Origin of the sequence: Brevibacillus sp. TJ4, assembly GCF_044627595.2 — a bacterium.
GTDB lineage: Bacteria > Bacillota > Bacilli > Brevibacillales > Brevibacillaceae > Brevibacillus.
The window spans coordinates 2,164,596-2,177,257 of sequence record NZ_CP185865.1; the positions used below are offsets into that span (position 1 = coordinate 2,164,596).

Sequence of the window (12,662 nt, forward strand, 5' to 3'; positions counted from 1 at the left end):
AGCTGGAACCCGCCAATTGATAGCGTTCGTCGTTTTCAGCGGCGATACTGCCTGTTGACTCCTCTGCTCTCCTAATGGTACATCGGCGCGGAGCCCGGCAGCATCGACTCGATTTGTTCGATCAACACTTCGATCGTCACTGGTTTTTGCAGCGCTGCATTCGCGCCCAGCGAGACCGCTTTGTCCAGCCATTCCTCCACTGCACCGGAGTGCACCAGGATGGGAAAAAAAGGGTCTTGGCTGCGAATCTCCTCGATAATCTGGAATCCGATCGTGTCTTTCAAAAACAGGGCGGTGATCAGCAGGTCGTACTTCGGGTATTCTTCCAGTGCTTCTGCACCTGTTGTCACCTGCTTCACTTCGTGTCCAAAATGGGAAAGCAAGTCACGGAAAATGTCCTCGAAACCCAATTGTTTATCAGCAAGCAAAATCCTGGCCACAGTTTCATCTCTCCTGTCGGTAAGGTGAGATTCAGTATAGCATGGCCACCGGGCAAAACCTGTCGATGCGCGTCGCGACAATCATCATTCTTTGCCGAAACATGCCTTACAGATTCGCATGCCAGATGCGCGGCTTGTTCCGATCGGCAAAGTCAACAATCACGCTCCCTTTGGGAAGTGGCACTTCCTCTCCGGCTTTCTCCCAGGCAAGATACAGCAGCAGCTTTCGTTCCAGAAACACGTCCCGCACCTGTTCGTACTCTTGTCTGCTGACCAACTCCCCATGCGCTGCCTTGTTTCGGATCGCATGCAAGGCAAGCAATGCCTCGGCTGCCTGTGGCACGTATTTTTTCAAGATCGGCAACTCATGCTGCGCCACGTAATCGACAATCTCTTTCCACATGATTCGCTTGTTTGCAGGCACGTTTTCACGAGAGTGGATGATCGCTCGCAGTTCGCGTTCGACCACGCCAAAATACCCCATGACCAGCGACTGGTAGGAAAGCAGCCCGGGTGACTTCACCGGGAGATTTTGCTCGGTTTCCAGCACCGTTGCCAGTGCTTTTAGCGACTCATCGGAAAAGGAGTAATACTCATTTTTGAGGATGTAGAACCGATTCTCCAAAGGATCTTGCCCCTTGAATTCGATCCACACGTCCTCGGGGCGCTTGTCCGTCTTCTTCAACTCCCAGTGCGTCAAGGTATCCCCCGTATCGATGTACAGAATCGCTTCATCAAAGTACGTCCCCTCCGGTATCCTCTCTTTGATCATCCGGTAGGCAAACGAAACCGTGATTTGCAGGGCGCCGTAGTCCAGGGTGGCTCCTTTTGGAAGTTGGGCAAAATCGAGGATTCCTGCATACACGGCATGGTCAATGACGATCTGCTCCTCGAACTCGCTCAGCCTCTCCTCCATCTGCACCTCTGCCAATTCGCTGTAGGCTGCATGGATGTTCGTCAGTTTTTCGGGCCGCAGTCCCTTTTCGAACAGCCAAAACAAATCGCTGTAGATCATCAGCAAAATTTCGTCTCTTCTGCTGGTTCCCAGTTCATGCAAAAGCTGCTCCATGCGAAACAACGTGTACGACCTGACACCAGTCGGCTTGGTTCCGCGGATCTTCGGGAGATTGTCCTCGTGGATGTTGGCATAGAGGATTTGTTTGAACATTTTTTTGGTGGTGTTTCGCCGCGACTGAATCGCTCTTTCCAGATGCGATGCTGCAGGCTTCAACACCCATGCCCCGCTTGGCTGGGGTGAAGTCGATTCCGCTTTTGGCATGCAGCATACTTTATACTTTTTTTGCGATCCGCACGGACATGGCTGATTTTTTGCGATCATATGGACAACCCCGTCTTTCTCTACTCGTGGATTCGGTATGGTTTCGCCCGGGCATGCTCAGTAATAGCCGCTTGATCGGCGCTTGCTTCCCTCTTCCGGATGATCGATCCAGGATGCGATATACGCGGTGATTTTCGGCAGCCACTGCTCCATTCGCTGCGTGTCTACGACGTGTTGGGAATCGTGCTTGAGCGGCATCAGGTTGTAGGCCAGTCCGAGGGCGATAATCGCCAGGTCTTCGTTTTCAAAATCGATAGGAACTTTGTGAAAATTCACATACAGGTTGTAGTACGAAGCGCGATGTCCTGAGATGTAGCGGTCTTTTACAATCAGAAAATGCCGCCTGGGAACAGCGTTCGAGATGTGTTCCATTACGATGGTCGGATCATCATACGATTGCAAGATGCGGTCGATGGCTTCCTCCCGTTTGCTGAGCGTCACATCCAAGTCGATCATGGAAACCTCCTGTAGTATTGAGAGAGCTGTGTAGATTTGTACAGTTGCTGCTCTGGATTTCATTTCCTGACTTGAGTGTACCCTGTTTTGCAAGGATCGACCAGTGCTCGTTCCCCTGCCAGCTCGGCTGCATGGGAAAAGTTTTTGTTGCATTATTCAGTCGTACTGTATATAGTAAAACTATACAGTATAGCGATATAAAGTCGCACCAAAGGAGCGAAGCATGGAACGAAGCAAACACTTGCCGTTGACGGAAACGGTATATTACATTTTGCTGGCCTTGGTTGAACCGGCGCACGGGTACCGGATCATGCAAAAGGTGGAGGAACTGAGCGGCGGGCAAGTTCGGATGGCTGCGGGTACCCTCTACGGCGCTATCGAGAATCTCGTCAAGCTGAAATTTATCCAGCCTGTCGCAAGTGAAGACAGCCGCCGCAAAGTCTATGCCATTACAGATGACGGTTTGAACATACTGCGCCTTGATCTGGAGCGGATGCAGCATATGATTCGCGTCACGACAGAACGTCTCAACGACAAGGAAGGTGATCGCGTGTGAAAACATACAAGTTTTTTACAGACTTTGAAAAAGAGGAAAAATGGCTCAATGACATGGCCAGAAAAGGCTATCGTTTCCAAAGAAAGACAATGCTTGGCTATGTGTTCGAAGCGGCAGAACCGGAAGATGCGACGATCAAGATCGATTACCGCACATTCAAAAAGCAGGAGGACTTCGAGGATTACCGTGCTCTGTTTGAAGACAGCGGCTGGGAGCATCTGTCCGGTACGAAAAGCTCCGGCTATCAATACTTCAAGAAAATGAACGACCAGGGCAGCGACGATATTTTTTCCGACGTCGATTCGAAAGCCGGACGCTACAAGCGGCTGTCTGAGATGTGGGTTTCGCTCGCGGCTGCTTTCCTGCCGATCGTGGTCGCTCTCATCGCTACCGATACATTCGACATCGCCGTTTTGCGCGATCCGAAGCTGCTGTACTTGACGCCAGGACTTTGGGAGTTGGATGGAGCGGCTTTCTGGCGGGCTCTCCTGTTCGAGACGCCATTTGCCTTGTTCCGCGGTCTGCCCTTGCTGATTTTACCGCTGACGGTGGCCTCCTACCTCTACTTCGCCGTCCACGCCAATCTGCAATACAAACATTCCAAACAATAGTGACAGAAGGCCCGACGAGGGTTTCTCATGTGTAAAACTCCAAACGGGCAAAGCCAGTCGGCGATTTTTCATCAGTCGACTGGCTTTTTTGGACGACACGAAAAAGGACGGAACCATTCCGTCTCGCCACGTTTCGCGTTTTCCGCCGTTAGAGCAATCCACCTGCTTTTCCCAGCAGCACCAGCGCTCTCACGGTCATCACTGTCAGCACTGCGTTGCGGAAAAAGCGATCCGATATTCGCTTTTGCAGCATCATCCCCGCTGCCAGCGCCGCTACTGTAGGAATCAGTGCCAACAGCGAGTAAAACGGTATCTGTCCTTTGTACAGTCCCAACTGATAGATGCTCACACATTGGGTAATATCGACGATGAGGAAGTAGCAATTGATCAAAAACAGAAACTCGGTTCGCTCCAGTTTCATCTGCAAAATACATGCTGATGATCGGACCGCTCGCCCCGGATGCCCCCTGCAGCATACCACCGCCAAGTCCCACCACACTATCGAGCAGCGCGTGCCGCCGAATAGCTGGCAACAGTGAAAAAACCGACGTTGCCACGAAGACGAGAATCACCAGTCCAAGAATCCCCGAAAGGATGAGCTGGTTCACCTGCACGAGCACGATGGAGCCGATGATGATACCGCAAATGCCAAAGAGCATGAGAATCCCTGCTTGTTTCAACAGGCTCCAGTTCTTCGGCAGCCGCGCCAGCATGATCGCATCGGTGACCAATGTCGCAGTGATGGTGACGGCAATCGCGGTCTGCAAGTCAAACAGCACAGCCAGGATCGGGGTGGCAATCACGGGCACACCCATCCCGCTGATTCCTTTTGCCAAACCAGCGAGCAGCAGTGCGCCGACTGCGATGACGATTTCCAAAGCTGAAATATCCAAGCGTGATCCTCCATTCGCATAGTTGGGGTCAAGATGTCGTAATCATCAGTACAGTACCGCAAAAGATCAAAGACACCGTGGTCCATACCGACGGTGGCAGCGGTTCTTCCTGTTTCAGCATCCACTTGCTGATCAATACGGTCAACAACGGCTCGGTCGCAGCGACCACACTGACGTAGGACACCTGGGTCAACGAACTGCCGAGGAAAAAAAACAGCGGTCCCATGGTCGTCATCACACCGGCGAGCAGGTAATACCGGTTCACCTCGCCAAACGACTTGCGCACGACTGTGCGGAACTGTCCACGCGCTGCTTCATAGAGACAGACAAACACCAGTGATGTCACTGCCCCGACGAAAGCTCCAAAAAAGGCGTCGTTCATCAACAAAAGCCCCTGCTTTCGCAGCCCTTGCCCGACGCCAAAGGCAACCGCAGATAAAATGCCAAAACCGTATCCAAACATTTGCCAGTACAGATTTGCCTTCTCCTCTGCCGTTTGGGACAAGGCTTTTCCCTCGTGATTTTGCCGGAACAGCATACATCCTTGAAACAGGATGCCTGCCAGCATCACGGCGATCCCGATGGCCGGTCCCCAGGCAATGAATTCGCCCAAAAACAAAAGTGCAAAAAGCACAGTAAACATCGGAGCGCCGTTTTTGAGCGCGGACGCGCGTGACGGGCCAATCCGCAGAATGCTGGCAAACAGCGTCAGTCTGCCCAGTGCAGTCGTACCAATGCCGGAGAGGACGAAGAAAATGAATGCAGTCATATTGAATGAAAACGAAAATCCGCGAAACATCCAGGCGAACAGAAAGATCAAGCCGAGCAGGATGACGTTGATGAGAACCGTGATGAAATAGCCGTTGTCCCCGCTCGCTTCATCCTTCATGCCCTTTTTCATCAAAATGTTGTTGCACGCAAACGCCAACCCGCTGACAGTGGCGCAGCTTGAAATGCAGACAGACGTTGCTTCCTTCTTTGGGCAGCAAGTTTTTCAAATCGGCGAAGCTGCCTGCCGGGCGTATGACATCGTGAATGACGGGAGCGCCTGGCTCTGCGGCTTTTACGACATCGAAGACCGGCTCCAGCTCCTCGTACTCGACGTCAATCATGTTCAGTGCCTCTGCGGCAATCTTCGGATTTTCAGCGATGACCGCTGCGACAGGGTCGCCGACGTACCGCACCCTGTCAATCGCCAGCACGGGCTGATCTTACTTGGGAGAAAGCTCACTTTCCGTGACCCACTTGTGATTGCGCACGACTTCTCCCCCTGTAGCAGGCACGAAATCAATCATGTATACCGTCGTATGTTCAGCAGCATCAATCGTTGCTGCAGCACCATCCATACCATGCATATGGTCGGCACGGATCGTCACTTCGGTACCGGGCGCAAGCGGATTTGTGCCGGACTCAGCCAACTCTTCATGTACGACCCACTTGTGGTTCGTCACCCGTGGTCCTCCAGTTGTCGGGGTATAGGAAACAGCATAGGCGACCGTATCGAATGCGCCGACGATCGTCGCGGTTGCCCCGTCCATCCCGGGCATATGGTCTGACTGAATGATCGCGTGACTGCCGACTTTGTACGTCGGATTTGCAGCGACTTGCAATCCGGGCGGGAGTTCACCTGAGCTGGAGTGTTCCATCTCAGCGTGATCCATATGGACTGGCGCTTCTTCTACTGCATTGTTTCCACAAGCAGATAACACCATGATGGAAACCGCACCAATGACAAGCAAATGTTTGTTCATGCGATGACGCACCTCGTATCGTTTTTTGTTTCTCATACTCCATATATACCCCTACCTGGTATGTGGTGTCAATCACTTTTTTACTATACCCCAGTACCCTATATTGTAGACGACTTTATGCTGCTTTCGATAAACAAAAAAATCCGGCCCTTCTACTACGAAGAACCGGATTTTTTCTTGCTTTCTGCTCTGAGAGGCACTTTACGCGAACGTGTCAGCGTCCGCTTTTGTTCTTGTCTTCGGACAGGTTGGCATCCAGGGCTTCGTCAGCTGCGTCGCCAGCTTGGTTGCCCAACGCTCCGCCGACGACAGCACCGGCAACAGTGCCAAGCGGTCCAAACAGCGAACCGACGGCAGCACCTACACCGGCACCTCCCACGGTTCCTACAGCTTCGCTAGCATCGACGCCTGTCGTGTTGTTGGTGGCGTTCATGCCATCAGCATTGTTCTGATTGCGGTTTTTGTTTTCAGCCATCCATCTCACTCCCTCTGTTGAGTGGAAGCGCCGCTGCATCGCTAGCGCAGTCCCGGTTTCTATTTTGTCCGAAAGTGCACCAGTTTACGCACCCAAAAAGGGAATTGTTCTGTACAGAAAAATGGGCAGCATAGGAAAGTGAATGTTTAAGCCAAAGAAGCGGGTCATGTCCCGGAATGTGGATTGCGCTCTTTGCTGTTTTCACTCTCCGCGCTTTTTCCCGCATCTTGCTGCGCTCTGTTTGGCTTGCGATCCAAGATGGAGCGCAATTCTTTGATGTCCTCCTCTGACAAGGGCTGATCCTGGATGAATTGCACCAGCATCGTTTTCAGCGCGCCGCCGTAAATGCGCGACAGAAAGGATTGCGCCTCAGCACGGCGACATTCCTCCCGCGAATACAACGGGAAAAACGTGTACACCCGTCGATCTTGATTGACCCCCACTGCCTTTTTTTGCACGAGACGATCCAGCAGTGTGCGGATTGTTTTTGGCTTCCAGTCCGTTCGCTCCTGCAAGGCGGAGATGACGTCGTTCGCAGTTTGCGGGGCACTTTCCCAAAGGACGTTCATCACTTCCCATTCTGCCTCCGAGATGTTGGGTATTGATTTTGCCATCGATTCACCCCCTTTTTTTGATGTTAGTAAATCCCTTTCTTCTGCAATATGGATAGCGTAATTTCCGCCGCTTTCCTGCCGTCACTGCCGTCCTCGCGTTGGATATTGGTGGCAAAGAAATAAGTGTTTCCTTCTGTCTCGACGTATCCGACGAACCACCCGTTTTGATTTTTGTTGTTTACCGTACCCGTACCCGTTTTGCCGGAGAGTACCTTCCCGTCCTTTTCTTCGAGCCGGATCGCTTCTTTGACTGTCTGGACATTTTGCTCGGCAAATCCCCATTGATTCGTATAGAACGCATGCAGAAGCTGCACCTGCTCCACCGGTGAGATCGTAAGCGAGGATTCGAGGTAATACGGTGACGTTCCACCTGAGACTTTGCCGTTCCCGTAACCGGTACGCTTCACATAATCGCGTACGCGGTCGAGTCCGATTCGCCGATCTACCTCATCGAAGTACCAATTGGTTGAATTTTCCAGAGCTGTATACACTGTCTGATCCTGATTCCAGGCTTCGTACGGATACTGCACGCCATTCCAGGTGATCAGCGACTGTTCGCTCGTGATCGAGTCGGATTCGAGCCCGAACAGCGCAAGAAAAATCTTGTACGTCGAATCCGGGGAAACGCGCGTGACACTTTTCGGTTCATTGAAGATGCGATAGGAATCCGCTCGACTGTCATACAAGACAAAGCTGCCTTCAAAACCTGCGAAGTAGGAAGCCAGATCTTCGTAGACGACTCGCTCATGGCGAAACGCATAGCGATGATTTTCTTCTGCCATCACCGAAACAAGCGGAATCTGGCTGGCGACCATTGCCCCTGCCAGAGCAAAAATCGCCACGCTCTTTAGCTTCAACAGCTTCGATTCTGTCGTAAAAGCTGCAATCTTCTCGATACGTTTTTTTATGTGGACTTTGGGACCGTTCAATTGGCTGGAGAAAACAAGACTTCTCGCCTGAACGCCTCTGTCCACAAAATGCAGGATGGTGTTGCCGTACTCAGCATAACTGCCTTGGCCGAGGCGTTCGAGGACGGCGTGATCACACGCGATTTCCCGGTCCACGCGCATTTCCCGAAAGGCAAGCCAGACGAGCGGGTTGAACCAATACACAATTTGAAACAGCGCGATCCCGTAATTCGTGACGAGGTCTTTGTGCTTGTAGTGGACCAGCTCATGCAAAAAAATATGCCGGATTTCTTCCATCGACAACCACTCGTCGACATGTGCGGGAAGGACCACATAGGTCTTGCCCATTCCAAACATCATCGGCGATCGGACGAGCGGGGACTGTCCGAGGATCAACGCTTTGGAGATGCGCAATTCCTGCTTGCACTGTTCGAATAAAGCGAGAATTTCTTTATTGTGCAGTGGCGTTATCGTCTTTTTCATGGACACAAGCTGCAGCCAGGCTCGTACCATCAGCAGGGAAAACAGACACATCCCGGCGATCCATACACCAGCTACAACAGTATCCAGATACGCTGGCGTGGAATCCTGGATGGAGATAGTAAAATCCTGCAGCCAGTCCGCGGATTCCTGCACGGGATGATTGGTGCGTGCTGGGGTCGCTTCGATTTCATGGATAACCGTCCGATCGAGAACAAAAAAACCGGGAGCAACGATCAGATCAGTCGGCAAAAATGGCAAAGCCAACGCAAGAAACAGTAAAAACCAGAGATGGTACTGCGTTTTTACGGACAGTTGCTTGCGAAATAGTTTCTTGATCAGCCATATGCCTGCTACGGTAAGAGAAGACATGATACTGCTTACCAGAAAAAGCGTCAACAACTCACTCGCTCCCTTCCCTTACCTTTTGAAATTACATTTGTAATACCTGATTATAGTCGCTTTCTGCCTGATGAGCAAGAACACTGATTTTTGCTTGGGGTACTTTTGACCATATCGAAGAAAGGGAATCCTCCCCCTGCTTTCGTTACCGCGGTTCTATGCCACGGGCAAAAGCAGTCGAAAAATTCCCTGGTATTTTCATTTTCAGTCTGCCTCATCTATCGCATCGGGGTATGTAGACTGGCAGACAATCTGCCTTACCCAATCACGAGGGGTCCTCTGCAGATGTTATCGCTTCGATCGCGACCTTGGTGGCTTGTGCGATCAATGCATTGTCGTAGGGGGCATCCGCGGTGTCGCGGCTGGAGAGCACAGCGATCACGATCGGGTCTGCATCCGGTGGCCAAATGACCCCGATGTCATTGCGTGTTCCAAAGCCCGCCGACCCGGTTTTGTCTCCCACCTCCCAACCTGCTGGCACTCCCGCGCGGATGAGCTCGTCTCCTGTCTTATTGCCCTTGAGCCATTCAATCAGGATCGCCCGTTTGTCTTCGGAAAGGGCATCATCCACGGTCAACGCCTGAAGTGTGGTGGCAAGTGCTCGCGGCGAACTCGTGTCGCGGGTGTCTCCCGGTGTCGCTTCGTTGAGTTCTGTCTCGTAGCGCGCTGCAATCGTAGTAGTATCGCCGAGCTGGCGCAACACGTTTTGGAATTCTTCTGGGCCGCCCAGTCTCTGGAACATGAGATTGCCTGCCGTATTATCGCTGTACTGAACGGCAGCCTGGCAAATCTCCCATAGCGTCATCCCGGTCTCCACGTGCTTTTCCGTAATCGGAGAATAGGTGACCAGGTCTTCCTTGCTGTACGTAATCACGTCGTCGAGCTGTTCAATCGTGTTTTGCATCAGGATCGCGCCTGCGGCCAATGCCTTGAACGTAGAGGCGTAGGCGAAGCGCTCTTCCGCTCGGTAGGCGACGGTACGACCGGTGCCGGTATCGATCGCATATACGCCGAGGCGAGCGTCGTACTGTTTTTCCAAATCGCCAAACGCCTGTTTGACCTGGCTGGTTTGCTCCGAGTGGGCTGCCTGTTCGGATGGAGAGGCAGAAGTGACCGGTGCCGCTGGATTTGCGGGAGGAGTGGCGGAAGTGACCGGTATCGCTGGATTTGCAGCAGGAACGGCAGAAACCTCACCTGTGGCGCAGCCGGCAAGGGGGAGCAATGCGAGTACCATCGCGGGTACGGTAGCTGTCATTTTGAGAACATTACGATGCAAGTTCATGTGTGTGCCCTCTTTTCTTTCTTGAATATATGTCTTCTTTGCCACGATTTGTGTTTGGCTGAAATCGCGATACGGCGTTTGACAAACAATCTGCCTGAAACGCCTTTGATTGCAGGGATGTCGTATTCTCGCCCCCTTTCTACAGTCTGTTGACTACAACTGTAGTCATATACTACATTCGTAATCTAAAAATGTCAACCTCCGTACAACAAAAAAAGATAGCTTCTGAATCAAGTCAGAAGCCATCTTTTTGGTTCTCGACGCAGCCCTGATGCGTTGCCAGCTCATCCTGTCGCGTACTGTGAAAAAATCTCGTTCACAGAAAAACTCGCTCCCGTACACCGGGTGATGTGTACTGCCCTTGACTCCTACGCACAGCATGCGAGAGCGCTTTCCCAGACACGGTCATCAGTCTACTGTACACGCAACGATGGCCAACAAGACAAACAGCACCAAAATCAATGCAAAATTGTCGTCAAAAAATCCCATTATCCTCACTCCTTCTCCGGAATACTGCATGGTATGAACCGGGCATCCGGTTGGATTGGACAAATGCTTACTGCTCCTCGCAAAATGGTCACTTCCCCAGCCTTACTCCCCACAACTTTTCCAACCGACCTCATACGCTAAGGTAGGAGGTGGTCAGCTTGGCACGAAGATGCCTGTGCAAAGGTCGGTGCACAGCCGATTGTGCATGTGGATGTATGCGGCGAAAACGATCGAAATGCTAGTGAAACATAGAAAATGCCAGGGGCCAGGAGGGATCTATGCTTTTCTATAACATACTCTTTCTCTATCTGGTCACAATTGGCAGCATGCTCTATGTGTACAAAAATCGGTCGGAGTTGTCCTGTATGGATGGGATGATAATGGCCATGGCAATCGGCGCGATGTCGAGCCTTACCCTCGGATTGAATCTGGAAGTGTACTGGGCCGGCAATCTGACGCTTTCCACAATCGTCGCGGTCGTGATCGGCATGGTAGCAGGTTTTTTTACCGGCATAGCGGTCTCTCTGATGGCTTCGATCGACGGGGCACTGGCAGGAGTCATGGGTGGAATGATGTCTCCGATGCTGGCGGCGATGCTCAGCAGTCCGATGACAATGGTGTGGTTTCTCGATATTGTTTACATCGTCGTCTTGATCATGCTCGTTGCGCTGGTGAGGGAAGCGCGGCAAGCCTTTCGGGAAGAAAAGCTCAAGGAAGAAGCCAAACGCAGCGAATAGGATGACAGCAAAAACCGCCAGCTAGCAGTCTGGCGGTTTTCGTGTCTGTGCAAGTTTTGTCAGCGAACCCCGAGAATGATTTCCATGGTAAGCTGATCGAGCTTTTCATAGGCAAGTCCTTTTGCCGCGATTTGATCACGATCAAACCGGATTGCTTTCAATGCTTGATGTTTGTCGGCTGAGTAGCGGAAGTCAAATCCGGGCAGATCGGCGTCGAGATGTTGCAATTGCTGCAGCAACTCCTGGATTTCCGGGTCGCTGTTGAAGCGTTTGACTTTCTCCTTGAGGATCAGGTAGCTGCGCATGCACCCTTTGGCGAATTCACGCACTCCTTCCAGGTCCTCAGTGCGATAGGCGTGCGCGTCAAAATGCAACGGTCCCTGATAGTTGTAATCTTCCAGCAGTTTGACGAGGAAGAAGTTGTTTTTCACATCTTCTGAACCGAAGCGCAGGTCCTGGTCAAAGCGGCCCGGCTTCTGATCGTTCAGATCGATATGGAACAGCTTGCCGCTTTCGAGCGCCTGGGCGACTGCGTGGTAAAAATTCAAGCCCGCCATCCGCTCATGCGCTACCTCCGGATTGACGCCGACCATCTCCGGGTGATCGAGCGTGGGGATCAATCCGAGCATGGCACCGGTCGTCGGTACGTAGAGATCGCCTCTCGGTTCGTTTGGCTTCGCTTCCAGGGCGAACTTGATGTCGTATTTGCTATCGATGACGTACTCGCATAAGTAGTTCACGCTTTCGCGGTATCGCTTCATCGATTCGACGGCATCCTTGGAGGCATCTACCTCTGTTCCTTCCCGTCCACCCCAGAGGACGAAAATGGAGGCACCCAATTCGGCGCCAAGGTCGATGGCAGCAGTCGTTTTTTGCAGCGCGTAGGCACGAACCCGCGGATCGTTGGAGGTAAAGGCACCGTCCTTGAATACGGGATGCGTAAACAGGTTTACCGTCGCCATCGGCACCTTCATGCCCGTCTCCGCAAGCGCCTGCTTGAAACGGTTGACGATCTGGTCACGTTGCTGCAATGTGGCGTCAATCGGCACCAGGTCATTGTCATGCAGGCATACGCCGTATGCACCGAGCTCCGCCAGCATTTTCACCGCCTCGACTGGCGAATAGCCCGTCCGGACCGGCTCTCCGAAAGGATCACGCCCCGGATTGCCGACGGTCCACAGACCGAACGTAAAACGGTCGGAAGGTGCAGGTTGATAATGGTTCGTCAT

16 protein-coding genes are annotated in these 12,662 nt (G+C 52.3%); 3 read left to right on the top strand and 13 right to left on the bottom strand.

Annotated features, from left to right (window positions below; translation table 11 throughout):
• Positions 1–71: 71 nt before the first annotated feature.
• The 3 genes from ACAF76_RS10555 to ACAF76_RS10565 form a co-directional block, all read right to left on the bottom strand.
• Complete coding sequence (locus tag ACAF76_RS10555) at positions 72–440, bottom strand: response regulator (protein WP_400163521.1); 369 nt, start codon at positions 438–440, stop codon at positions 72–74.
• Between the two features lie 106 nt (positions 441–546).
• Positions 547–1,779, bottom strand: a complete 1,233-nt coding sequence (locus ACAF76_RS10560; protein WP_421617885.1) for an SEC-C domain-containing protein — start codon at positions 1,777–1,779, stop codon at positions 547–549.
• Between the two features lie 57 nt (positions 1,780–1,836).
• Entirely contained in the window at positions 1,837–2,235 is a 399-nt protein-coding gene (locus ACAF76_RS10565; protein ID WP_400163522.1) for a hypothetical protein, read from the bottom strand.
• 223 nt (positions 2,236–2,458) lie between these two features.
• Here ACAF76_RS10565 and ACAF76_RS10570 point away from each other — a divergent pair, with 223 nt between their 5' ends.
• The gene (locus ACAF76_RS10570; RefSeq protein ID WP_400163523.1) at positions 2,459–2,791 is read left to right on the top strand and encodes a PadR family transcriptional regulator; all 333 of its coding nucleotides are present in this window, start codon (positions 2,459–2,461) and stop codon (positions 2,789–2,791) included.
• The gene (locus tag ACAF76_RS10575; protein ID WP_400163524.1) at positions 2,788–3,402 is read left to right on the top strand and encodes a DUF2812 domain-containing protein; all 615 of its coding nucleotides are present in this window, start codon (positions 2,788–2,790) and stop codon (positions 3,400–3,402) included. The genes ACAF76_RS10570 and ACAF76_RS10575 overlap by 4 nt, the downstream gene beginning before the upstream one ends.
• 71 nt (positions 3,403–3,473) lie before the next feature.
• On the opposite strand, the gene ACAF76_RS10580 is transcribed toward ACAF76_RS10575, so the two are convergent.
• The 9 genes from ACAF76_RS10580 to ACAF76_RS10620 all read right to left on the bottom strand — a co-directional run bounded on the left by ACAF76_RS10580 (position 3,474) and on the right by ACAF76_RS10620 (position 10,726).
• Positions 3,474–4,295: a TSUP family transporter gene (locus ACAF76_RS10580; protein WP_400163525.1), complete on the bottom strand. Its 822-nt coding sequence runs from the start codon at positions 4,293–4,295 to the stop codon at positions 3,474–3,476.
• A 28-nt stretch (positions 4,296–4,323) separates the two neighbouring features.
• Positions 4,324–5,184 (bottom strand): EamA family transporter, encoded by an 861-nt coding sequence (locus tag ACAF76_RS10585; RefSeq protein ID WP_400163526.1) that lies wholly within the window; start codon positions 5,182–5,184, stop codon positions 4,324–4,326.
• Positions 5,174–5,497: a hypothetical protein gene (locus tag ACAF76_RS10590; protein ID WP_400163527.1), complete on the bottom strand. Its 324-nt coding sequence runs from the start codon at positions 5,495–5,497 to the stop codon at positions 5,174–5,176. Before ACAF76_RS10590 ends, ACAF76_RS10585 begins: the two co-directional genes overlap by 11 nt.
• Before the next feature lie 9 nt (positions 5,498–5,506).
• Positions 5,507–6,046, bottom strand: coding sequence for a YdhK family protein (locus ACAF76_RS10595; protein WP_400163528.1), 540 nt, complete (start codon positions 6,044–6,046; stop codon positions 5,507–5,509).
• Positions 6,047–6,260: 214 nt separating this feature from the next.
• Positions 6,261–6,479: a glycine zipper domain-containing protein gene (locus ACAF76_RS10600; protein ID WP_400163947.1), complete on the bottom strand. Its 219-nt coding sequence runs from the start codon at positions 6,477–6,479 to the stop codon at positions 6,261–6,263.
• Positions 6,480–6,685: 206 nt separating this feature from the next.
• Complete coding sequence (blaI, locus tag ACAF76_RS10605) at positions 6,686–7,135, bottom strand: penicillinase repressor BlaI (RefSeq protein ID WP_400163529.1); 450 nt, start codon at positions 7,133–7,135, stop codon at positions 6,686–6,688.
• 23 nt (positions 7,136–7,158) lie between these two features.
• The gene (locus ACAF76_RS10610) at positions 7,159–8,925 is read right to left on the bottom strand and encodes a BlaR1 family beta-lactam sensor/signal transducer (RefSeq protein ID WP_400163530.1); all 1,767 of its coding nucleotides are present in this window, start codon (positions 8,923–8,925) and stop codon (positions 7,159–7,161) included.
• A 265-nt stretch (positions 8,926–9,190) separates the two neighbouring features.
• Entirely contained in the window at positions 9,191–10,180 is a 990-nt protein-coding gene (bla, locus tag ACAF76_RS10615) for a class A beta-lactamase (protein WP_400163948.1), read from the bottom strand.
• 435 nt (positions 10,181–10,615) lie between these two features.
• The gene (locus tag ACAF76_RS10620) at positions 10,616–10,726 is read right to left on the bottom strand and encodes a YjcZ family sporulation protein (protein ID WP_400163949.1); all 111 of its coding nucleotides are present in this window, start codon (positions 10,724–10,726) and stop codon (positions 10,616–10,618) included.
• A gap of 335 nt (positions 10,727–11,061) precedes the next feature.
• Here ACAF76_RS10620 and ACAF76_RS10625 point away from each other — a divergent pair, with 335 nt between their 5' ends.
• Positions 11,062–11,433: a hypothetical protein gene (locus ACAF76_RS10625; RefSeq protein ID WP_400163531.1), complete on the top strand. Its 372-nt coding sequence runs from the start codon at positions 11,062–11,064 to the stop codon at positions 11,431–11,433.
• Positions 11,434–11,492: 59 nt separating this feature from the next.
• Here ACAF76_RS10625 and xylA read toward each other — a convergent pair whose 3' ends face one another.
• Entirely contained in the window at positions 11,493–12,662 is a 1,170-nt protein-coding gene (gene xylA / locus ACAF76_RS10630; protein ID WP_400163532.1) for a xylose isomerase, read from the bottom strand.